Source organism: Pseudomonas sp. ZT5P21 (genome assembly GCF_054897785.1).
The window spans coordinates 3,617,583-3,639,458 of record NZ_CM142705.1; the positions used below are offsets into that span (position 1 = coordinate 3,617,583).

Annotated in this window: 16 protein-coding genes; 6 read left to right on the plus strand and 10 right to left on the minus strand. The window is 60.7% G+C overall.

Annotation, left to right across the window (positions count from 1 at the left end):
- Nucleotides 1-27: 27 nt before the first annotated feature.
- Nucleotides 28-924: a LysR family transcriptional regulator gene (locus tag ACYZT9_RS16790; protein ID WP_462006551.1), complete on the minus strand. Its 897-nt coding sequence runs from the start codon at nucleotides 922-924 to the stop codon at nucleotides 28-30.
- 161 nt (nucleotides 925-1,085) lie between these two features.
- Between ACYZT9_RS16790 and ACYZT9_RS16795 the strand changes: the two genes are divergently transcribed.
- Both ACYZT9_RS16795 and ACYZT9_RS16800 read left to right on the plus strand, forming a co-directional pair.
- Nucleotides 1,086-2,105, plus strand: a complete 1,020-nt coding sequence (locus tag ACYZT9_RS16795) for an alpha/beta hydrolase (RefSeq protein WP_462006552.1) — start codon at nucleotides 1,086-1,088, stop codon at nucleotides 2,103-2,105.
- Between the two features lie 206 nt (nucleotides 2,106-2,311).
- A complete protein-coding gene (locus tag ACYZT9_RS16800; protein ID WP_462006553.1) occupies nucleotides 2,312-3,745 on the plus strand; it encodes a mechanosensitive ion channel domain-containing protein in 1,434 nt (477 codons plus the stop codon).
- 64 nt (nucleotides 3,746-3,809) lie between these two features.
- Here the strand turns inward: ACYZT9_RS16800 and ycaC are convergent, their stop codons facing one another.
- The 4 genes from ycaC to ACYZT9_RS16820 form a co-directional block, all read right to left on the minus strand.
- Nucleotides 3,810-4,436, minus strand: a complete 627-nt coding sequence (ycaC, locus tag ACYZT9_RS16805) for an isochorismate family cysteine hydrolase YcaC (protein WP_462006554.1) — start codon at nucleotides 4,434-4,436, stop codon at nucleotides 3,810-3,812.
- Nucleotides 4,437-4,506: 70 nt separating this feature from the next.
- On the minus strand, nucleotides 4,507-6,345 hold the full coding sequence (locus tag ACYZT9_RS16810; protein WP_462006555.1) for an amidohydrolase: 1,839 nt from the start codon (nucleotides 6,343-6,345) through the stop codon (nucleotides 4,507-4,509).
- Complete coding sequence (locus tag ACYZT9_RS16815; protein WP_462006556.1) at nucleotides 6,342-6,932, minus strand: antibiotic biosynthesis monooxygenase; 591 nt, start codon at nucleotides 6,930-6,932, stop codon at nucleotides 6,342-6,344. The genes ACYZT9_RS16810 and ACYZT9_RS16815 overlap by 4 nt, the downstream gene beginning before the upstream one ends.
- The gene (locus ACYZT9_RS16820) at nucleotides 6,925-7,341 is read right to left on the minus strand and encodes a DoxX family protein (protein ID WP_462006557.1); all 417 of its coding nucleotides are present in this window, start codon (nucleotides 7,339-7,341) and stop codon (nucleotides 6,925-6,927) included. Before ACYZT9_RS16820 ends, ACYZT9_RS16815 begins: the two co-directional genes overlap by 8 nt.
- Before the next feature lie 335 nt (nucleotides 7,342-7,676).
- On the opposite strand from ACYZT9_RS16820, the gene ACYZT9_RS16825 reads away from it, so the two are divergent.
- Together ACYZT9_RS16825 and ACYZT9_RS16830 are read left to right on the plus strand one after the other, a co-directional pair.
- Nucleotides 7,677-11,300 carry a toxin VasX gene (locus tag ACYZT9_RS16825; protein WP_462006558.1) on the plus strand — a complete coding sequence of 1,208 codons (3,624 nt, stop codon included), beginning with the start codon at nucleotides 7,677-7,679 and terminating at the stop codon, nucleotides 11,298-11,300.
- Nucleotides 11,284-12,414 carry a hypothetical protein gene (locus ACYZT9_RS16830; RefSeq protein ID WP_462006559.1) on the plus strand — a complete coding sequence of 377 codons (1,131 nt, stop codon included), beginning with the start codon at nucleotides 11,284-11,286 and terminating at the stop codon, nucleotides 12,412-12,414. Before ACYZT9_RS16825 ends, ACYZT9_RS16830 begins: the two co-directional genes overlap by 17 nt.
- Nucleotides 12,415-12,494: 80 nt before the next feature.
- On the opposite strand, the gene ACYZT9_RS16835 is transcribed toward ACYZT9_RS16830, so the two are convergent.
- Nucleotides 12,495-13,418: a LysR family transcriptional regulator gene (locus tag ACYZT9_RS16835; protein WP_462006560.1), complete on the minus strand. Its 924-nt coding sequence runs from the start codon at nucleotides 13,416-13,418 to the stop codon at nucleotides 12,495-12,497.
- Nucleotides 13,419-13,688: 270 nt separating this feature from the next.
- Here ACYZT9_RS16835 and ACYZT9_RS16840 point away from each other — a divergent pair, with 270 nt between their 5' ends.
- Nucleotides 13,689-14,105 carry a helix-turn-helix domain-containing protein gene (locus tag ACYZT9_RS16840; protein ID WP_462006561.1) on the plus strand — a complete coding sequence of 139 codons (417 nt, stop codon included), beginning with the start codon at nucleotides 13,689-13,691 and terminating at the stop codon, nucleotides 14,103-14,105.
- A gap of 60 nt (nucleotides 14,106-14,165) precedes the next feature.
- Here ACYZT9_RS16840 and ACYZT9_RS16845 read toward each other — a convergent pair whose 3' ends face one another.
- The 3 genes from ACYZT9_RS16845 to ACYZT9_RS16855 form a co-directional block, all read right to left on the minus strand.
- A complete protein-coding gene (locus ACYZT9_RS16845; protein ID WP_462010243.1) occupies nucleotides 14,166-15,608 on the minus strand; it encodes a catalase in 1,443 nt (480 codons plus the stop codon).
- 73 nt (nucleotides 15,609-15,681) lie between these two features.
- A complete protein-coding gene (locus ACYZT9_RS16850) occupies nucleotides 15,682-16,506 on the minus strand; it encodes an alpha/beta fold hydrolase (protein WP_462006562.1) in 825 nt (274 codons plus the stop codon).
- A 31-nt stretch (nucleotides 16,507-16,537) separates the two neighbouring features.
- Nucleotides 16,538-17,113, minus strand: a complete 576-nt coding sequence (locus ACYZT9_RS16855; protein ID WP_462006563.1) for a flavodoxin family protein — start codon at nucleotides 17,111-17,113, stop codon at nucleotides 16,538-16,540.
- A 275-nt stretch (nucleotides 17,114-17,388) separates the two neighbouring features.
- Here ACYZT9_RS16855 and ACYZT9_RS16860 point away from each other — a divergent pair, with 275 nt between their 5' ends.
- Nucleotides 17,389-20,193, plus strand: a complete 2,805-nt coding sequence (locus tag ACYZT9_RS16860) for an ATP-binding protein (RefSeq protein WP_462006564.1) — start codon at nucleotides 17,389-17,391, stop codon at nucleotides 20,191-20,193.
- A 123-nt stretch (nucleotides 20,194-20,316) separates the two neighbouring features.
- Here the strand turns inward: ACYZT9_RS16860 and ACYZT9_RS16865 are convergent, their stop codons facing one another.
- The gene (locus tag ACYZT9_RS16865; protein WP_462006565.1) at nucleotides 20,317-21,762 is read right to left on the minus strand and encodes an ATP-binding protein; all 1,446 of its coding nucleotides are present in this window, start codon (nucleotides 21,760-21,762) and stop codon (nucleotides 20,317-20,319) included.
- Nucleotides 21,763-21,876: the final 114 nt, after the last annotated feature.

The window sequence follows — 21,876 nt, forward strand, 5'->3', positions numbered from 1 at the left end:
CTCGCTCCCTCAGTGATCGCGTGAAACCTATAGAACGCTATCATTCCGATCCAGCCGTTCACGCAAAAACTCGATCAACGCCTGCACCGGTCTCGAGCTCTGGCGATGCTGCGGGTACACGGCCGACAGCGTCAGCGGTTCCGGGCGAAACCCATCCAGCACCGGCACCAGCCTGCCCTCCCTCAACGCCGCCCCGACGATGAACGTTGGCAGGTAAGTAATCCCCATCCCCGCCAGCGCCGCCTCCTTGAGCAACTCCCCGTTGTTGACCCGCATCCGCCCGGTGACATTGACCGTCAGCGGCTTGCCCTGCCCTTCAAAACGCCATTGCACCTGACGCCCGTGGCCATACGGCAGGCAGTCATGCGTGTGCAAATCTTCAGGTTTGAGCGGCGTACCACGCTCGGCCAGGTAAGCCGGGCTGGCGCAATACACGCGCTGGATGGAAGCGATGCGGCGGGCGATCAGCGTCGAGTCTTCCAGTTTGCCGATGCGCAAGGCCAGGTCGTAGCCCTCGCTGAGCAAATCCACCGGACGATCGCTCAAGTCCACTTCCACCGTGACATCGCGATAACGCTGCAAGAACACCGGCAGCAAACACCCCAGATGCGCCAACGCAAACGACAACGGCGCACTCACGCGAATGGTGCCGCGCGGCTCGATGGTCTGGCCAGCGATGCCCTGTTCCACTTGCTCGACTTCGCCCAGCAGGCGCAGCGCCGACTCGTAGTAACTCTGGCCCAACGGCGTGACGTCCAGCCGCCGCGTCGAACGGTTGAGCAAACGCACGCCCAGACGCTCTTCAAGTTGCATCAAGCGTCGGCTGACGAACTGCTTCGAAAGCCCCAATTGATCGGCGGCCGAGGTGAAGCTGCCGGAGTCCATCACCTGGCAAAAAATACGCATGTCTTCGAACGGGTTCATTGTCACACCTTAGTTGACAGTCAAACGCTTTATAGCCGCTTTTTCCCTTGGGGGCATCCCATTAATCTGTGTCCACGGTGTTGCTGAGGCCTGAACCCCAGCGCCAGCAGCAACCTGACCCTTAGGTAATCGACGTCTAACTAACTAAAAAGGATTTCCCCATGAACATCGTCAAAAAAACCCTGACCGCTTCCCTCCTCGCCCTTGCCGTAGGCAACGCATTCGCCGCGGGCAGCCCGGGTGTCGAACACAACACCCAGGCTTTCCTCCAAGCCCTCGCCGCCGGCGGTGGCAAACCGCTCGAGCAATTGAGCCCGAAAGAGGCCCGCGCAGTGCTGACGGGAGCGCAAAACTCGGTGAAGGTTGACCTGTCGGGTGTAGACGTCAGTGACCGTGCGATCAAGGTCGATGGGCAAACCATCAACCTGAAGATCGTGCGGCCAGCCAAGGTCAAAGGTGAGTTGCCGGCGTTCATGTTCTTCCACGGTGGCGGGTGGGTGTTGGGCGACTACCCGACTCACCAGCGCCTGATCCACGACCTGGTGGTCGGCTCCGGCGCCGTCGCGGTGTATGTCGATTACACGCCATCGCCGGAAGCCCACTTCCCGACCGCGATCAACCAGGCTTACGCCGCGACTCGCTGGGTGGCTGAACACGGCAAGGACATCGGCGTCGACGGCAAGCGCCTCGCGGTGGCCGGCAACAGTGTCGGCGGTAACATGGCAGCGGTCGTGGCGTTGATGGCCAAGGAACAGAAAACCCCGGCGCTGCGCTTCCAGCTGTTAATGTGGCCGGTGACCAACGCGAAGTTCGATACCGGTTCGTACCAGCAATTTGCCGAGGGTCATTTCCTTACCAAAGGCATGATGAATTGGTTCTGGGACAGCTACACCACCGACCAGGCCGAACGTGCGCAAATCCATGCCTCGCCGTTGCAGGCCAGCACCGAGCAGCTCAAAGGCTTGCCCGCCGCGTTGGTGCAGACTGCCGAATTCGACGTGCTGCGTGATGAAGGCGAAGCCTATGCCCGCCACCTCGATGCGGCCGGTGTGCCGGTCACGGCGGTGCGCTACAACGGCATGATTCACGACTTCGGCCTGCTCAATCCGCTGAGCCAGATTCCGGAAGTGAAAGCGGCGGTGCGTCAGGCGGCACTGGAACTCAAGACTCATCTGAACTGAGTACCCTGGCTTCGCCACACCGCAATGTGTGGCGAAGCTGCTTTTGTGGCGAGGGAGCTTGCTCCCGCTGGGTTGCGAGGCAGCCCCAAAATCGTCGTGACAACGCAGATTTTGGGAGTGCTCTGCACTCCAGCGGGAGCAAGCTCCCTCGCCACAGTTAGTGGTCAGTCAACAAGAATAGTTAGCCCCTCCTGCGGAGTTCTCCCATGTCTTTCATCTACGCCCATCTGCTGTCCTTGAGCGCCCTGCTGCTGGTGATCGACGGGCTGCTCTGGCACCTCGCGCCGTTCCGGCACCGCGTCACGCGGGTCGGTGTGCGCCTGGGACTGTTCGTGATGTTCAGCGCGCTCATCATCAACGCTGGCGTCAGTCCTTTGCAGGCGCCGCTGTTCGCCGACGACCGTGTGGCACAACTGGGCGCCACGGCGCTGGGGATTCTCTGGTGGCTGTACGCAGCGCGGGTGCTCACCGAAGTCATCGGTCTGGTGCTGATGCGTCGCATAGGGCACAGCGGTCGGCTGTTGCAGGACGTCATCGGCGCGCTGGTGTTTCTGATCGCCATCGTCGCGGCGGCCGGTTATGTGCTGGAACTGCCGGTGAAAGGTTTGCTGGCGACGTCCGGCGTGGTGGCCATCGTTGTCGGTCTGGCGTTGCAAAGTACCTTGAGCGATGTGTTTTCCGGGATCGTGCTCAACACCACCAAGCCGTATCAGGTGGATGACTGGATCGTGATCGACGGCGTCGAGGGCAAAGTGCTCGACATCGACTGGCGCGCCACCCACATGCTGACCAGCACCGGCAGTACCGCGGTGGTGCCGAACTCGGTGGCGGCGAAGGCGAAAATCGTCAACCTGAGCCGGCCGAACAACATGCACGGCGTGTCGATCAGCATTCAGGTGCCCAATCACATTCGCCCGCGCCGGGTGCTGGATGCACTGGATCGTACGCTTCAAGGCAGCAGCCAGTTGCTGCTCAACCCAGCGCCGAAAGCGGTGTTGAAAGAGGCCGGCGAAACCATGTCCGAGTACGTGGCCAGCGGGTTCATCGCCGAGCTCGGCAAAAAAAGCGAAGTGCGCAATCAGCTGTTCGACCTGGCCCATCGGCACCTTGAAGCGGCGGGTATATCCCGGCAACTCGATGGCGTGATCGAACCCACGACCCGCGCACGGGCGTTGCTGGACGAAGTGAAAATCTTCCGCTCCCTGAGCGAGGACGAACGCGATCAACTGGCTGCATCCATGGTTGCGCAGCAATACGCGGCAGGCCAGGTGGTACTGGAAGTGGGGGACGTGCCGGACAGCCTGATGGTCATCGCCACGGGCGTGGTCAGCGCGACAGTGCCGGACGGTGCCGGGCAAACCGAAGCAGGCCGCATGGGCCCGAGCGAGGTGATGGGTGAACAGAGCATCCTCACCGACACGCCGTCGCAAGCGACGTTCACGGCATTGACCTCGTGCATCATCTACCGGATCGAAAAATCACTGACCCGCCACTGCATGGAACAGCGGATTGAAGTGGGTCGGGCGTTGAACAAGTTGCAAGCGGTAAGGCAGCAGAACAGTCGGTTGGCACTGATGGCCAAGCCAATGCCGATCAAGAAAGGTGGCTTCCTGAGCTGGCTGCAAAAACGCCAGGCATAAACACATCTCAATGTGGGAGCGGGCTTGCTCGCTCCCACAGGTTATGCGTGTTGCTTGACGGGACTTACTTCGCGGAGAGCACCGAATAGCTGTTCATCAGATTGCGATAGTTAGGAATACGCGGCGACAGCAGGTTCGCCAGGCCTTCCATGTCGTTGCGCCAGTCGCCCTGCAACTCGCAGGCCACCGAGAACCAGTTGACCAGTTGAGCACCGGCCGCCGCCATGCGCGCCCAGGCGGCTTGTTGCACGGTTTCGTTGAAGGTGCCGGAAGCGTCAGTGACTACAAACACATCAAACCCTTCAGCCAGTGCCGACAGCGTCGGGAAGGTTACGCAAACGTCAGTCACCACACCCGCGATGATCAGTTGCTTACGGCCAGTGGCTTTGACGGCCTTGACGAAATCTTCGTTGTCCCAGGCATTGATCTGGCCAGGGCGCGGAATGTACGGCGCGTCCGGGAACTGCTCTTTCAACTCCGGAACCATCGGGCCGTTCGGGCCGTTTTCAAAACTGGTGGTGAGGATGGTTGGCAGTTTGAAGAACTTGGCCACATCGCCCAGGGCCAACACGTTGTTCTTGAATTCATTCGGCGAGAAATCCTGAACCAGCGAGATCAGACCGGTCTGGTGATCGACCAACAGGACAACAGCATCGTCTTTGTTCAGGCGTTTGTACGGAACGTTGCTCATGTGAAACTCCTAGAGGGATGGGTGTTACTGATGGCGCCGACAAGCGTGTGCCGGCGCTGTTTGTTGATCGTCAGAACGCGAAGCACGAGCAGCCAAAAGCACCCCAGAAACCGGCAAAATCGCTGACCGGCGCGTTCGACAGGCGGGCCTTTTCATGACGGTGAGAATGCACACCGCACGGACCGCTGCAATGGTGGACCTGCGCCTGCATCGGCGACGTCGGGCGCCAGTGACCCGGCACCTTCACCACCGGCGACCAGTCCGGCAGCACCGGCACGCTGGCCGGTCCGAGTTTTTCGAAATCACCGGCGGCATACACCACCTTGCCGCCGACCACGGTCAACACCGACTCGATCCACTTGATCGCTTCTTCGTCGACGCTGAAAAAGTCCACGCTCAGGGCCGCGACGTCAGCCAGTTGGCCGACCTTGATCATGCCTTTCTTGCCCTGCTCGGAAGAGAACCAGGCGCTGCCGTGGGTGAACAGCTCCAGCGCGGTTTGGCGCGACAAGCCTTCGGCGTGCAGCTCCAGCCCGCCGACGGTGCGCCCGCTGACCATCCAGTACAGCGAGGTCCATGGATTGTAGCTGGACACCCGCGTGGCGTCGGTGCCGGCGCCGACCGGTACGCCTTCGGCCAGCATGCGTTTGATCGGCGGCGTCGCTTCAGCCGCTTTGGCGCCGTAACGCTCGACGAAATATTCGCCCTGAAACGCCATGCGGTCCTGAATCGCAATACCGCCGCCCAGCGCCCTCACCCGCTCGATGTTCTGCGGCGTGATGGTTTCCGCGTGATCGAAAAACCACGGCAAGCCGTTGAACGGAATGTCGCGATTGACCTTCTCGAACACATCGAGCATACGGCTGATGGATTCGTTGTAGGTGGCGTGCAAACGGAACGGCCAACGCTGCTCGACGAGGTGGCGGACCACTGGTTCCAGTTCGTCTTCCATGGTTTGCGGCAGGTCCGGGCGCGGCTCGAGAAAGTCCTCGAAATCCGCCGCCGAAAACACCAGCATTTCCCCGGCACCGTTGTGCCGCAGGAAGTCATCGCCCTGGTGCAGGGTCACGCTGCTGGTCCAGTTCTTGAAGTCGGTCAGCTCTTCCTTGGGCTTCTGGGTGAACAGGTTGTAGGCAATGCGGATGGTCAGTTGCTGGTCCTTGGCCAACTGTTCGATCACCTGGTAATCGTCCGGATAATTCTGGAAACCGCCACCGGCATCGATGGCGCTGGTCAGGCCCAGACGATTGAGTTCACGCATGAACTGACGCGTGGAGTTGACCTGATACTCCAGCGGCAGCTTCGGTCCCTTGGCCAGCGTCGAGTAGAGAATCATCGCGTTGGGACGCGCGACCAGCATACCGGTCGGCTCACCGTTGGCATCACGCACGATCTCGCCACCCGGCGGGTTCGGCGTGTTGCGGGTATAACCGGCCACACGCAATGCGGCGCGGTTGAGTAAAGCGCGGTCGTACAAGTGCAGCACGAACACCGGGGTATCCGGCGCGGCCTGGTTCAGCTCTTCCAGGGTTGGCATGCGTTTTTCGGCGAACTGGAATTCGTTCCAGCCACCGACCACCCGCACCCATTGCGGCGTTGGCGTACGGTCGGCCTGCTCCTTGAGCATGCGCAGGGCATCGGCCAGCGACGGCACCCCTTCCCAGCGCAGTTCGAGGTTGTAATTCAAGCCGCCACGGATCAGGTGCAAGTGCGAGTCGTTAAGGCCGGGGATGACGCAGCGACCCTTGAGGTCGATGATCTGAGTACCCGAGCCACGCAGGGCCATGGCTTCAGCATCGGTGCCGACCGCGACGAAACGACCATCGCTGATGGCAACGGCGCTGGCGAGCGGGTTTTCACGGTCAACGGTATGAAACTGGCCATTGAAGAGAATCAGATCGGCGTTCATCGCGTTTCCTTAGGCTGAGTGGAGGGGGACAGCCAAGGCGCGAACAAACGCGTCGCCATCGGCATGAACAGGTACACCACCGAAACGACGATGGTCAGCGTGATCAGGAACGTGGCAACCACGTAATTGGACAGGAACGCGTTGAGCCGCAACAACGGGCCCCAAATCAGCGGCACCAGCAAGGTGTGCGGCAGAATCACCAACAACGTCACCACCGCCTGCTTCCAGCGCGGGGGCGGTGAACTGGTTTCAGCCTGCGGGGCGAACCAGAATTCATTGACCGGATTGACCTCGGTCTGGTCGCCGTCCGCCAGCATCGGCGTGGCTTCGTTGACCAACGCCAGCCGCTGCGACGAATCGAGCCAGCGCTGCATGGCATCGGTGGAGCAAAAGCGCAGCACGCAGGTGTACGTGTCGAGGCCGTCATTTTTACCGCGCATTACGTCCACGCCCAAGTGCCCATCCTGCTGCCCGGCGATGCTGACGATGTTGCGCAACCAGGCTTCGTAAGGCACTTCAAAACCAGCCTTGACCCGGTGTTTGATCACCAGGGTCACGACTTCCTCGAAACGATGGGATTCAGGCATAACGCAAAGCTCCGGCGAATCTGACATTGAGCGCCAGCCGTCCCGGCCCGGCGATAAGAATGCTGGTGAACAGAATCAACAGCAGCCAACCGAACTGCCCTTCATCAAGGCTCCATTGCGGGTGCACCACCAGCAACGCGATCAGCAGCACAGACAAAATCGGCAGGCACGCCAGACGCGCCAACACCCCGCTGATGATCAGCAGCGGACACACCACCTCGGCAAAAATCGCCAGCATCAGCGTGATATTCGCGCCCAGGTGAAAAGGGTCTTCGATGACTTGCAGTTGAGCGCTGTAGTTAAGCAGCTTCGGCAAACCGTGCACCCACAGCAGAAACAAACCGCCGCTGACCCGCAAAAAAAGCAGCCCGATATCTTGGACCCGTCGATCCCATTGCGAATTATTCATGAGCATCCTGCACAAATGAAAAACCACCGGCGTCAATGCACCGGGACGTCATTCGATAGTGCCGGGATGGCGGTGTGGGAAATTGGATGTACGTGCTCTTTTTCGGCCAACTCTGCGGCAAGGCTTACGGCCTCTTCCTACATGTGGATGCCAGAGCTTGCCACACGCTCAGTGCGGCCCCGGACGCAACGACTTAACGGAGCCGTCCTACACCAATTATCGATTCGTCTGACATCACAGCGGAGTAGATCCAAGCAAAGTCCTCGGTCTTGAAATAGACACAAGGAAATGTGGATGTTCAGCGCTATCAATCCAGTCGATTGCGGGGGGCGCCCATGACGCATCCCGCCAACCTTGCGGCGGCGGCCGCGTCGAAAACCGCCATCGGCTCACTTGGCGCCTGCCCGCTACAGAAAACCCATGTGCAGCTGTTGCCTTTGCGTTATGGACTGGTGGAAAAGCCCCTCGACCCCAGTGCCAATCTGAAGCTGCCCTACGCCCTCACCACGCGTCCGTTGGGCATTCGTTTACTGCGCGATGGCTGGTTGTATGTCATCGACAGCGTTACCGGTCACCTTCACGAATATCAGGTCCTCAACGGGCTGATCAGCGCTCTGCTGCACAAGGGCGCCAAGGTCGATGATGATCAGCGCACGCCCATCGAGGAGCGGCCGGCGCTGGTGTTTTCAAGGCGCAGCACGTTGTATGTGACCTTCGCGGAAGTGCAATGGACGGCGGCGAAATGCGCGCAAGTGCTCGACAGTCGCGAGGAACGCGAGCACTTCATGCAGGTTATCGATCTCGGCCCGGTGGATTGTGAAACCGGGGGTACGCATTTGCTCACGGTCGGGCAAGGCAAACAGTGGCTGGCGGAGATCGCGACCGTTCCGGCGCAACAGGCGCAAGCCGCGCAAGACCGTGCCGAGCAGGAAGCCGCGTCGCCGCCAGACGCGGTGCGGCTGCCGACGGTGCACGTCAGCGACACCCCCGCGCACGAACGTGAACCTTACCTGTGGGAACAACCAAGACGTTTTCGCGAGGCGCACATGGGCGAGTTGCTGGGTCAGGTGCGCGGGCCTTATCAGGACGACACGCTGTTTCTCGTGGTGCAGGATGACCTCGGCGTGTTGCGTGATCTGGCCGAGTATCAAGACACTGTGGTCGGCTGGGTCGATGAGTGGAGCAATGCCGGCACCCACGAACGTGATTACTTGCTGGCCTGTTACATCGAGTCCCTCAGCCAGCTCAGCGTGGCGGACTACGGCAACCTGGCCGACGCTAGTGATCACCCGGCGAACAAGGGGTTGTTCGCCGATCTGGAACAGTTGCCGGAACCGGATCGGGAACACACCCGTCAAGCCTTGCTGGATTATTTGAACAAGGGTGGCAAGACCGAGTCGCGGGACGCCCCGGTGCCCGCGGAACTGGAGCAGTTGCGCAAAGAAGCCCATGCCGAAGCGTTTAAATTCGCCAAATACCAGGGCGCCACCCCCGACTTCACCGCGCACAGCCGCGCCAGTGACGAGGCCGACCGCCGCTACTACACTCGCCAGCACTTCAACGTGGCACCTGACGACTTCGTCGAACGTCACCTTGATACCCTGATAAAGCTCGGCCAAGAGCAGGACAAACGCATCATCGATGTGCTCGAAGGTTCCAGTTTCAGTGGCAAACGCGGGATCAATGATTTCATCGACCGCCCGGCCATGGACGCGGCGCTGTCGCAGCATCGCGACAACCTGAGTCGCTGGAACCGGATGCTCGATCGCCTCACCGCCGACCGCACGATGCTGGTGGTTGCCGGTCGCTTCCACCGTTCGGCCTGGTACTACGACGCGCAGGATCAACAGCAACTGCACCAGGCCTTGACCGCCGAATACGCCTGCCTCAAGGACATCTGCCGCAGCGACCACGCCAGCCAAATCCTGCTCGATTATCTGGAAAAACACCCGGAACTGACCCGGCCGCTGTTCTACACCTTGCCCTTGCGCCTGCAACCGGAGAAAGCCGCGCAATACGCCACGCTGTTCAACGCCGGCATGGGGGTGTTCAACAACCTGGCGCACTGGTTGGCCGAGTTGGAGAAAATCGAACAGCCGGGATTGCCGGCGCTCGACGACTTGCCCGATCACACCCGTGTCGTCGCCGACGCCGCCCAGCACAGCCTCAGCCCCGCGCTGAACCTCGGCCTGAGTCGGGCGCTGCAAAGGTTCGATCTGACGGGCGAGAAAATACCCGACCTCGACGAGCTGTTTCGGCAACTGCCCAAGGCCTTGTCGGTGCGGATCCTCGACGCCGCGAAAACCACCGGCGTGACCTTCACCGTCGCCAGCCCGGCGGAGCACGCGGCGTTGCAAACCACCCTCAAGGAACTGCTCAGGGAGCGCGACTACCTGAAAACCCTGATCCGCGAACGCAACCAGCTCACCCACAACAAAAACCGCCAGGGTCACAAGACGCCACGGGCGGTGGAGTTGCAGGGCGAGATCGTGCGGGTGCGCGGGCAGTTGAAGCAGCTTGAAGGGCGACTGGCGGGGGCACTGAGTCCGATTGCGGAACTGCCGGATCAAACGGTGCGGCTGTACGGCGCGACCCAGGCCCGGGCGGGGGTGACGGCGCTGTTTCCGCCGGCGCAGCAGCTGGAGGTGCGGAGTTTGTTGAAGGATATTCGGATCGGGGTGAGTTCGGTGCCGAATGGAAAGTTGATAAGAAGCGAGGGGATGGGGTTGTTGGTGCAGGGGGTGAATTTGGTTTCCGTCGTGAGGGAGCTGACTCATCAATCGAGGAACAAGCGGGTATGGATGCCTTTGGCCAACGCGCTGGCGGCTACCGGTGCTGCGGGATTCACGGCGGCGCAGAGTCTGGCGGATACAGCATTGAAGGCGCGTACCCCAGAACTCGTTGCGGGGCTTCAATACCATGCTTTGCAGAATGTGCATGTGCAGATGGGGAAGATGCATGTGGGGTTGGGTTTTTTCACCTACCTTTTTGGTTTTGCATCTTCAGCCGTCAGCCTCCATTCCCGTCAGCAGAAATGGCAAGAAGCGACGCGTACCGGAAATCGCGCCAAGCAGAGTAGCGCAGCGCTTGCCACACTGGGTGCGGGAGGTATGGCGGCCGCTAACGCTTACGGCCTAAATCATACCGTTCGCGCTACTTTCAAAGTGCTGACGGCACGAGGTGCCGCGGCCCGAACAGCCGCCTGGGCCGCAGCGGGTACGCGTCTATCCACGGTATTCTTCCGCTTCAACCTGGCCGGCGCGTTGTTCACCGTATTGGAGCTGGGGGGAACTTGGTTATACAACCGCTACAACCTCAGCGCCCACGACAAATGGCTGAAAACCACGCCATGGAGTCTAGGTGCCGATCATCGCGGTAACCACACCCTGGATGAATATCAGCGCTATCTGGACTATTTACTCAACGCGCCGTATGCGCAACTGGGTCCGAATGAACATGACTCGTGGCTGAAAAACTTGCTGCTGAAAGCCAAACCCAGTGACATTCATCTGGTCCTGCCAAGGTTCAATCTCAGTGACTTCCAGCCGCCTCTCAGCGGTAAACCGGCTCATCGATTGGGGATTGGTGCCCGGCGCCTTGCCGTGCCCTTCCACAGTCGAGGTGTGCCACAGGAGCGCAAGGACGTCATCAGCGATGAGGTGCTGGCCAGTTTGCGGCTCGTGCAAGCAGAGCCCGATCGGTTGGTGGTGTGCCTGCGCTATCCAGTCAATCCTGACGCCGAGTTTACCCCGGCGTCTGAAACGCTCGAGCTGGCGGTTTGCGTCGAGACCCTGAACGCCAATGGGGCTTGGGAGCCACGGACCCAAGTCATTCGGATCAACCCTCGCGGTGCAGGGCGATTCCCGGTACTGCCGCTTCAATCCGTCAGCGAGTATCCACCGCTGTTACTGGTTGAACCCCATCTGCTGGAGATGGCTGACCATGCCCACCAAGAGTAATGCCCCAATGCCTGAACCAGTTCCCGCGCAGTCCCGCAACGCCGGTGATGTCGAGCCGTTCCCCAGCGGCAGGATCACTTATCTCGCACCGTTGCCTTTGCCGACAGCAATGCCGCCGAATGGGCCTCACATTGGGGAACTCAATGACGTATTCATGGACTTCGGGCTGGGATCGCCGCAGATATTTTCATGGCAAGTCATATTGGGTGGCCCCTGTAGCGGCGCCTTCATGATTGCATTTTTATTCCCACTAATTGGCGGCTTCCTGTTTTTTTTGTTTGGAATGGGTTGGGACGATATCTCTCACGCCATCGAAGGGATCTTCCATGTGTCCTACCCGCTCGCCTTGCAAACCGGCTTTTGGACGCTACTCATCGGCCTAGCCGTCTGGCACCACAACCACAAAAAACGCCTCACCATCATCCCCACCCGCTTCAACCGCCAACGCCGCGAAGTCTGCTTCATGCCCGAAAACGCCACCGAACCCGTCTTCGTCCCCTGGGAGTCCCTCTCCGCCTGGGTCATCGAAGCCCAGGGCGCCACGCAATACGGCATCCACCGCCAGTACGGCATGGGCATCGGTTTCCAGCACGGCGAGACCCTGACCAGCGTCGAGTTCCCCTGTTTCGGCCTCTCCATCGCCATCAGCCACTGGGAAGCCATCCGCGGCTACATGGAATACGAAATCCACGACCTTAAATCGATCCAGGACCTGCAAGACCTGCAAGGCCCCGACGACCCATCCCGCGAAGGCTTGCACACCTTCCACAACGCCCGAGCGCGAATGCACCAGCAAATACGCGACGGCCAGCGCAACCGGATCTCGGGATTTTTCTGGTACCTCTACCACGTCATGACGTTGTGGACGATTCCCAACCACCTGGTCGAATGGGAGGTCCGCCGCCTTCAGAAAATAGGCCCGCAGGCCATGCCCGACGTGATGCGTGAATGGTCCGAGCCGCTGCCGAAGGAACAATGGGCGAAACCGAGCGAAGAGTTGCTGCACCTGAGCGAACAGGTCCGAGCCCTGCACATACGCCAACCGCACCGGCCGATCACTGAGATTTTTGGCGAAGTGCAGCGCTCGAATCCGACGGACAATCGCCGTGCATGAGATACATTGCCAACACAATCAGCGAAGCACTCAACGACGAACAGTTCAGACCGCCGAGAACAAGATCAAAAGAGCACTTCCTACAGGGTTGGAACGTTCAAAGGCCTCGACATGAACTCACTGATCCGCGACCGCAACCAACGCTCCGCCGGATCATTATCATGCACCCCACTCCAGGCCATCGACAGCTGCGCAGCTTCAATCGGAAACGGCGGATCCTCCGCCCGCAACGCACAGCCCTCAACCAGCGCACACGCCGCATAATCCGGCACAGTGGCGATCATCTCAGTGCCAGCGAGTAAAGCGCGCAACCCGCTGAACTGCGGAACGCCCAGCACCACACGTCGACTGCGCCCGATCTTGGCAAGGTCCAGATCGATATTGCCACTCAAGTCGCCGGAGAACGACACCATCGCATGCGGCCGTTCGCAATATTCGTCGAGCGTGAGCGTCCCCGGCCGCTTGTCCCCGCGCAACACTTTGCAGGGAATGTCCCGCAACTTCTTGCACTTGGCATTCGCCGGCAAATCCGTGGTGTAGCTCACACCCACTGAAATTTCCCCCGAAGCCAGCAATGCCGGCATCAGCAGATAGTTGGCGCGGCGCACCACGACGACTATCCCCGGCGCCTCTTCTTGCAGTTGCCGCAGCAACGGCGGAAACAAGCCGAACTCAGCGTCGTCCGACAAGCCAATACGAAAGACATCGCAGCTGGTTGTCGGATCAAACTCTTTAGCTCGGCTCACCGCCCCGGAAATCACATCCATCGCCGGCTGCAACTCCTTGAGAATCGCCAGCGCCCGCCCGGTCGGCTCCATGCCGCGACCGTTGCGCAGCAATAACGGATCGTCGAACAGGTCCCGTAACCGTCCCAGCGCAGCGCTCACCGCCGGTTGGCCCATGAACAGTTTTTCAGCGACACGGGTCAGGTTCTTTTCGAACATCAACGCCTCGAAAATCACCAGCAGGTTCATGTCGACGCGGCGCAGGTCGTTACGGTTCATAGGCACGGTTCCCTTATGTATGTGGCGAACTTTACTCGATCAACGGTACTTTGGCCGCACGTTTGTAAGGACCGTATTCCACCGGCACCACTGGAAGTGCTCGCCCTCCGCGGCGAGTCGATTGTGCACGGACACTGGCGGCAGAAATTGCAGCAATGTGCTGAGTTAGCGCCGTGGCACGCTATTGTGCAGAGGCAGAATTAACAACGTTTAACTCGCCCGCCAGAACCCCGCGACCAAGAATGAAGCTCACCGACACGGACATTTGTCATGGCCCATTCTCAACAAAACATCGCTTGCGCAACGGTCACGCAAACGCCAAAAAAGAACACGGGCGGCCTGACGCCGTGGCGCGAAAGCCTGGCCAAGCAACTGATCCTCGAGCGCCTCGGTGAAACCATTGAAGTGACTGAACTGGCGCGCGCCTGCGCGCTCTCCCGCAGCCATTTTTCCCGCGCGTTCAAGTGCAGCACCGGCCTCTCGCCCCAGGACTGGATTCGTCACCAACGCATCGCCCGGGCCAAGCAACTGATCCAGAGCACCGATCTCAGCCTCACGCAAATCAGCCTCGAATGCGGTTTCTGCGACCAGGCGCATTTCTGCCACATCTTCACCCGTAGCGAAGGCATCAATCCGTTTGCCTGGCGTTGCCGGGCTGTGCGTTCCCTCCCCCGCATAAACCTGTAGGAGCACGGCTTGCCGGCGATGGCGGACATGAATTCGCCATGGCCGGAAAGCCGAAATGGTTTACCGCAACGGAACCAACCGCTCCAACGCCTCGGCCACACCAAATCCATACGCCGGATCAGCCTTGGTGCAGTTGTCGATATGGCGCTGACGAATCGCCTGAGGCACGCCATTCATGGCCCGTGCGGTGTTGTCGAACAGCAGCTGTTTACGCGCAGAGTCAAGCAAACGAAACAGATTTCCCGGCTGCTCGAAATGATCTTCTTCCAGCCGATGATCGTAGTGCTGGGCAAAGCCTTCCAGCGGCAACGGCGGCTCGGCGAGTTCCGGCGAATCCTGCCACTCGCCGACGCTGTTCGGGAAGTAACTCGCGGTGCCACCCAGGTTGCCGTCCGTGCGCATGGCGCCGTCGCGGTGGTAACTGTGATGCGGGCAGCGCGGTGCGTTGACCGGGATGTGATTAAAGTTCACCCCCAAGCGATAGCGCTGGGCATCGCCATAGGAAAACAGCCGCGCCTGGAGCATGCGGTCCGGCGAAAAACTCACGCCCGGCACTACGTTGGCTGGCGAAAACGCCGCTTGCTCGATCTCGGCGAAATGGTTCTCGGCGTTGCGATTGAGCTCCATGATGCCCACTTCAATCAGCGGAAATTCACCGTGCGGCCAGACCTTGGTCAAGTCGAACGGGTTGTGCCGATAGTTGAGCGCCTGCTGTTCTTCCATCACCTGAATGCACAGTTTCCAGCGCGGAAAGTTGCCCTGCTCAATGACTTCGTACAGGTCGCGCAGATTGCTTTCGCGGTCCTTGCCAACCACTGCTTCAGCCTCGGCGTCGGAGAGGTTTTCGATGCCCTGCTGGCAGACAAAGTGAAACTTCACCCACACCCGCTGGTTGTCGCGATCGATCAGGCTGAAGGTGTGACTGCCAAAACCGTGCATGTGACGGAAACTGGTGGGAATCCCGCGGTCACTCATCACAATGGTCACCTGGTGCAGCGCCTCGGGCAGCAGGGTCCAGAAATCCCAATTGCTGGTGGCGTTACGCAGGCCGGTGCGGGGGTCACGTTTGACCACGTGGTTGAGGTCGGAGAAACGCAACGGGTCGCGAAAGAAAAACACCGGCGTGTTGTTGCCGACAATGTCCCAGTTGCCTTCGTCGGTGTAGAACTTCACTGCGAAGCCGCGAATATCGCGCTCGGCATCCGCCGCGCCGCGCTCACCCGCCACCGACGAAAAACGCACGAACAGCGGCGTTTCCTTGCCCACGGTGTTGAAAATGCTGGCCTTGGTGTAGCGGCTGATGTCGTGAGTGACGGTAAACGTACCGTAGGCGCCTGCGCCCTTGGCGTGCATGCGTCGCTCGGGGATGAGTTCGCGGTCGAAGTGGGCGAGTTTTTCCAGCAACCAGATGTCTTGCAACAGCGCCGGTCCACGAGGTCCGGCGGTCTGGATGTTGAGGTTGTCGGCCACGGGCGCACCGGTGGCGTTGGTCAGCTTTTTCATGGTGATGTACTCAAAGGATCGGCTCATCAGGAGCAAAAAAACCGGCGCGAATCGACGTCCGCGCCGGGGCACATCACCCCTTGAGGAACGCCAGCAGGTCGGCGTTGAGCTGATCCTTGTGGGTGTCAGTCAAGCCATGGGGCGCGCCGGGGTAGACCTTCAACGTAGAACCTTTGACCAATTTTGCCGAAGCAATGCCGGCCGCCTCGATCGGCACCACCTGGTCCGCGTCGCCGTGCACCACCAGCGTCGGAATGTCGAACTTCTTCAGGTCTTCGGTGAAATCGGTTTCGGAGAACGCCTTGATGCAGTCATAGGCGTTTTTGTGGCCGGCGGTCATGCCTTGCATCCAGAACCAGTCGATCGCGCCTTGTGACGGTTTGGCGTCCGGCTTGTTGAAGCCGAAGAACGGACCGCTGGCGAGGTCGATGTACAGCTGAGAACGGTCGGCCAGGGACGCCTGACGAATGCCGTCAAACACCTCGATTGGCAGCCCGCCCGGGTTGGCTTCGGTCTTGAGCATCAGCGGCGGTACCGAGGAAATCAGCCCGGCTTTGGCCACGCGTCCGGTGCCGTGGCGACCGATGTAGCGCGCCACTTCGCCACCGCCGGTGGAGAAGCCGAACAGCACGGCGTCTTTCAAGTCCAGCAGCTCGATCAACTGCGCCAGGTCATCGGCGTAGGTGTCCATGTCGTTGCCGGTCCACGGCTGGCTGGAGCGGCCATGACCACGACGGTCGTGTGCGATGACCCGGTATCCTTTGGAGGCAAGGAAGATCATCTGCGATTCCCAGCTGTCGGCGTTCAGCGGCCAACCATGGCTGAAGACGATGGGCTGACCGGTGCCCCAGTCCTTGTAATAGATCTCGGTACCGTCTCGGGTGGTAAACGTGCTCATGCGATGTCTCCTTAGCGAGTGGTGGGATGAATCAAACCGGTGAGTGGCTCATGCGTTCGGCCAGCCGCGCCACGCGTTCGCCCAGATGGGCGGCGGTGCAGCGGTCTTCGGCGGGCGGTGCGAGTTCCGGGGGTTGTTCGACATTCGATTGCGCCATGGCGCCCAGCGAGCTGCCGAGGCGGTTCAGTTGCCCATCGAACATGCCGGTGCCAGAGCGCGCAGGTAGGAGGTCAAGGCCGACCCAGATCATTGAATGCTGCGCGGCGAACACCGCCATTTGCAGCAAGGTATTGAGTTTGTCGCCGCACAAGCAGCCGGAATTGGTGAAGCCAGCGGCGAGTTTGTCGCGCCAGGGCTGAGCCAGGTAGAACGCCGCCGAGGCGTCCATGAACCCTTTGAACGGCGCCGAGGCACTGCCCATATAGGTCGGCGCGCCGAAGATAATCGCGTCGGCGCTGTGCAAACGGTCCCATTGCTGGTCCACGTCCTCGACCGAAATCAACAGGCAGGTGCTGCTCAAGTGCCGTTCCACACCTTGGGCCACGGCTTCGGCCATGACCCGGGTGTGTCCGTAGCCACTGTGATAGACCACCACCACGTTGCTCATTTCGGCGTCCTCTTGACGAATAAATCCCTTTGCAACAATGCCCCCTGTGGGAGCGGGCTTGCTCCCAAAGGTTGTCTACTGCCCTGACCGGTGGAAGTTGAAGGGTGAGAGTTTTGGGCGTAGACCGGAGGCAGCACGAGTTAAACGTTGTTAATTTTTTCACTGGCGCCTGCTGCACATGGACTGTGAGCTCTCCGGTGTATTGCGCTTATCGGAAAACCTGACGAATATGCTCGGAAACCGCGTATCAGACGGCTGCAAGCAGGAGCGACCCGTTGACCCTTCCCCCTGAACAGGCCATCCATTTCGGCCCCTACCGGATCTATCCCGGACAACGTCTGGTGATGGAAGCCGACCAGCCGTTGCGCCTGGGTCGGCGCGCCATGGACATTCTGTTGATCCTGTTGGAACACGCCGGCACAGTCGTCAGCAAACAAGCGCTGATCGCCGGGGTCTGGCCCAAAAGCGTAGTCGAGGACATCAACCTGCGGGTGCACATGGCGGCATTGCGCAAGGCGCTCGGTGACGGCCAGGCTGGCCAGCGTTACATCATCACCGTAGCCCAGCGCGGCTACAGCTTTGTGGCACCGTATTCGCTGGAACACGTCGAGCAGCAGCCAGCGCGCGAAGCCGTCGAGCCACGCGGCCACAACCTGCCGGTGCGTCGTACCCGCATGATCGGCCGTCAGTCACTGGTCGATAGCCTGGTGGTCCAACTGCCACGCCAACGTTTCATCACGCTGGTCGGTCCGGGCGGGATCGGCAAGACCACCGTGGCCCTGCGCGTCGCCGAACAGCTGATCGGGCATTACCGCGACGGCATTCGCCTGCTGGATCTGGCGCCGATCAACGATGCGTCGATGATCTCCGCTCACCTGGCAACCTTGCTCGAACTGTCCTTGCACGACGCGGAACCGATGAGCGGCCTCGCCGCGTTCTTGCGCAATCGGCATATGCTGCTGGTGATCGACAACTGCGAACACCTGATCGACGCCATCGCTCTGCTGAGCGAAAGCCTCTTGCGTGCCGCGCCCGACGTGCACATTCTGGCCACCAGCCGCGAAAGCCTGCGGGCCGAAGGCGAATGTGTCCAACGCCTGGATTCGCTGGACTGCCCGCCTCCCATCGCCGTGCTCGACCGCGTTCAGGCGCTGACCTTTTCGGCCCTTCAGCTGTTTGTCGAACGGGCGATGGCCAGCCATGACAGTTTCGAACTGACCGACGACGAACTGCCGTTGGCGATTGAAATCTGCCGGCGTCTGGACGGCATTCCACTGGCAATCGAATTGGCGGCGGCGCAAGTCGGCGGCCTCGGCGTAAATGGATTGCTCGCGCAATTGCAAGGCAGTTTTAGCCTGCTCACTCAGGGCTGTCAGACCACCTTGGCCCGGCACCAGACCCTACGCGCCACACTGGACTGGAGCTTCGAGCTGCTGAGTGCCTGCGAGCAAACCTGTCTGCGCCGACTGGGTGTGTTCAGGGGCGGCTTCACCCTGGAGTCGGCGGCAGCCGTGATCGTCGGCGAACACGTCGATCCCAGTGAGGTGTTCGGCTCGATCACACAACTGGTGGCCAAGTCGCTGCTGAACGTCGAAGTCGGCGATGAAGAAGTGTTCTACCGTCTGCTCGACACCACCCGCAGCTATGCCCTGGAAAAACTCGACCAGGCGGCCGATATGCCGGGTACCCGGGAACGTCACGCCGAACGCTGCCTGGCCTTGATGCTTCAGGCGCAACACGACTGGGAGCGGGTCCAGACGGGGACGTGGATCGAGCGTTACGCCCGTAGCCTGGAAGACATTCGCGCGGCCCTCGACTGGGGCTTGAACGCACAAGGGCCGCAAACTTCGGCGATCCGCCTGACCGCGACGTCGGCGCCGTTGTGGCAGGAGCTGTCGTTGCTCAAGGAGCACGGTGCCTATGTACGCAAGGCGTTGACGCTGCTGGACGCCGCGCCAGAGGCCTGCCCTCGGCTGAAAATGGCCCTCATGCTGGCCCTCGGCAGCGCCTGTTACCACACTCAGGGTGGCACGGCGGAGACCATTGAAGCGTTCGTCAGCGCCCGAAACCTGGCCAGGCAATGCAACGATTTGGCCGGTCAACTGCGGGCGGTGTCCGGGCACATGGCGGTCAACCTCAGTTGCGCTCACTATCAAACAGCGCTGGAACAGAGCCAACAATTCGACCGACTGGAGCTGCAAGGCGATGCGCTGTTGACCCTCAGCTCCCATCGCTTGCGGGTGCTGGCGCTGCATTTTTCCGGGGACCAGCAACAGGCCCGGGTCGATGCCGAGGAGGTCCTGCAGCGCATGGCCCAGAGCGGGCACCTCGGCCGCTTCACCCACGGCTTTGGCGTGCACTATGATCAGAGCGTCGCTGCGCTGACGGTTCATGCGCGCATCCTCTGGCTGCAGGGTCAACCGGAGCGGGCCTGGCACACCGCCCGGCAGGCGCTGGACATCGCGACCCAGATCAACCACGGCACATCCATCTGCTACACCCTGGCTCTGGCCGGCTGCCTGATCGCTCATTACAACGGAGACAACCGCACGGCTCGCGAACTCCTGCGCCTGTTGTTGGAGCAAGCGCAGAAACACTCGGTGCTGCTGTTCTACACTTGGGCCCGGCACTATGCGCAGGTGATCGACCGCGCCGAAGCACACTTGCCTCTTCAGCCAGGGATGGGTCTGATCAAGGACATCATGGTCACGCTGGACACCGGCTTTCTCGATGACGCCTTGTTGCAACGGGCAGACACCGGCAGGGCCGGCTGGAGCACGGCAGAAATCCTGCGAGCCAAGGCTGATGCGCTGGTGGCTGAAGATTGCCCGTTAAAAACCGAAGCCGCCGAAGCCGTGCTGATTCGGGCCTTGAACGTGGCAAAACATCAAGGCGCCCTTGCCTGGGAATTGCGTAGCGCCACTTCGCTGGCACAGCTTTGGCAGCGACAAGGACGGTACCGGCAAGCGCACACGTTGCTGGCGCCGATTTACAACCGGTTCACCGAAGGTTTTGCTACGCCGGACCTGAGGAAAGTTCGCCAACTACTCGACGAGTTGCAGCGCAACCTGCCCAGTTGAAACCAGCGCGTCCCGCTCCCCTTGTAGGAGCGTGCTTGCTCGCGATGGTCGTTAACGATGACGCGTGTCTTCTGGATAAACGCGTTGCCCTTAAATCCATCGCGAGCAAGCTCGCTCCTACAATTAGCGCGCCTGACTGATGTAGCGGGCGTAACGCATTTCAAAGGCCCGCAACTCACCACTGTATTCAAGTTTTTCCAGGGCATAGGTGTGCGTGGTGTTGAGGAAGCGGTAACGGCTCAGTCCGCCGCTTTGCTCCAGCGACAGCAACGACTTGAGCGCCAGACTTTCCACCACCTCGACCAGACGGCCGGGCAATAGCGCGGCGCAACCGAGTACGCCAATCGCAGCGTCCAGCGTAAAGGCCATTTTGAATACCGCCAGACGCTGTAACACGATTTGCTCCAGTGGGCTAAGTTGCTCGTAGCTCCAGTCCAGCGCCGCTTTCAAGGTTTGATGTCGGGGCACGGCGGTACGCCGGCCTTGAGTCAGCAGTTGAAAACAGTTGTCGAGTTGGGCACGCACGCCCACCAGTGCCAACGCATCAATTTGCGCAGCGGCCAGCTCAATGGCCAATGGCAAGCCATCGAGCCGGCGACAGATTTCGCGCACCACGTTCAGGTCTTGTTCACGCAGGGCGAACCCTTGCTGACGGGTACGGGCATGACTCACGAATAGCTGTACCGCCGAATAGCCCATCGCCTCGGCCACACTGTTCAGCGCCGATGCCGGCGGCACCGCCAGGGGTGGCAAACGCTGGACCGTTTCCCCCAATGCCTGGAGCGGCTCTCGACTGGTGACAAGGATCGACAGCCGTGGCGCGGATTTCAGCAGATCCTCGACCAAACTGCGGCAGCGCTCCAGCAGGTGCTCGCAGTTGTCCAGGACCAGCAGCGCATGGCGTTGCGTCAATGTGTCGAGTGGCGTCCCCACCTCCAGTTCAAGCGTGCGGGTCAACTGATCGACCACCTGCGCGGGATCATGGATTGCCGCAAGGTCTACCCGCCAGACGCCATCCTGATAATGCTGCAACAACAGTTCCGCCACCCGCACCGCCACGGTGGTCTTGCCAATGCCGCCAGGACCGACCAGGCTCATGAAGCGTCGCACCGGTAATTGCCGGACCAGGCTGCCGACGATCGAGTCGCGACCGATGACCGGTGTGAGACGCGTGGGCAAGTTGTGTTGAAGTTTTTGAACGGCCTCGACCGGCGCCAGCGAACACGCAGGCACCCGCTGCACTGCCGCGATAAAGCTGTAACCGCGCTGGGGAATGTTGACGATGTAGCGTCGCCCGTCCTGCCCGTCGCCCAAGGCACGGCGCAGCGCCGCGATGTGCACACGCAGGTTGATTTCCTCGACCACCGAAGTCGGCCAGACGAGCGCGATCAGTTCATCCTTGCTGACGACAGTACCTGCGCGCTGGACCAACACCTGCAAAATATCCAGGGCTCGCCCGCCCATACGCAGGGGCCGATCACCGTCCAGGATCAGCCGTTGCCGCAGGTGGAAGGCGTAGGGGCCGAATTGCACCACCGCATCGCCGTTTGAAACTCCGAGGCTGTTCATGCTCATTCACGTGCGCAAACTCGGGGCGGCTCAACGGACGGCGAAATCCATTGCGCGCCAGATTCGCACACCTCCCTTGAAAAGAGTTCACTGTATCTTGGCAGGCCTCGATGA

Coding starts and splice junctions, on each gene's coding strand:
- ACYZT9_RS16840 (WP_462006561.1), top strand. CDS start 13,689: ATGGCCCATTCTCAACAAAACATCGCTTGCGCAACGGTCACGCAAACG.
- ACYZT9_RS16825 (WP_462006558.1), top strand. CDS start 7,677: ATGACGCATCCCGCCAACCTTGCGGCGGCGGCCGCGTCGAAAACCGCC.
- ACYZT9_RS16815 (WP_462006556.1), bottom strand. CDS start 6,932: ATGCCTGAATCCCATCGTTTCGAGGAAGTCGTGACCCTGGTGATCAAA.
- ACYZT9_RS16810 (WP_462006555.1), bottom strand. CDS start 6,345: ATGAACGCCGATCTGATTCTCTTCAATGGCCAGTTTCATACCGTTGAC.
- ACYZT9_RS16855 (WP_462006563.1), bottom strand. CDS start 17,113: ATGAGCAACGTGGTGGTGGTCTATCACAGTGGCTACGGACACACCCGG.
- ACYZT9_RS16795 (WP_462006552.1), top strand. CDS start 1,086: ATGAACATCGTCAAAAAAACCCTGACCGCTTCCCTCCTCGCCCTTGCC.
- ACYZT9_RS16820 (WP_462006557.1), bottom strand. CDS start 7,341: ATGAATAATTCGCAATGGGATCGACGGGTCCAAGATATCGGGCTGCTT.
- ACYZT9_RS16800 (WP_462006553.1), top strand. CDS start 2,312: ATGTCTTTCATCTACGCCCATCTGCTGTCCTTGAGCGCCCTGCTGCTG.
- ACYZT9_RS16830 (WP_462006559.1), top strand. CDS start 11,284: ATGCCCACCAAGAGTAATGCCCCAATGCCTGAACCAGTTCCCGCGCAG.
- ACYZT9_RS16845 (WP_462010243.1), bottom strand. CDS start 15,608: ATGAAAAAGCTGACCAACGCCACCGGTGCGCCCGTGGCCGACAACCTC.
- ycaC (WP_462006554.1), bottom strand. CDS start 4,436: ATGAGCAACGTTCCGTACAAACGCCTGAACAAAGACGATGCTGTTGTC.
- ACYZT9_RS16835 (WP_462006560.1), bottom strand. CDS start 13,418: ATGAACCGTAACGACCTGCGCCGCGTCGACATGAACCTGCTGGTGATT.
- ACYZT9_RS16865 (WP_462006565.1), bottom strand. CDS start 21,762: ATGAACAGCCTCGGAGTTTCAAACGGCGATGCGGTGGTGCAATTCGGC.
- ACYZT9_RS16850 (WP_462006562.1), bottom strand. CDS start 16,506: ATGAGCACGTTTACCACCCGAGACGGTACCGAGATCTATTACAAGGAC.
- ACYZT9_RS16790 (WP_462006551.1), bottom strand. CDS start 924: ATGAACCCGTTCGAAGACATGCGTATTTTTTGCCAGGTGATGGACTCC.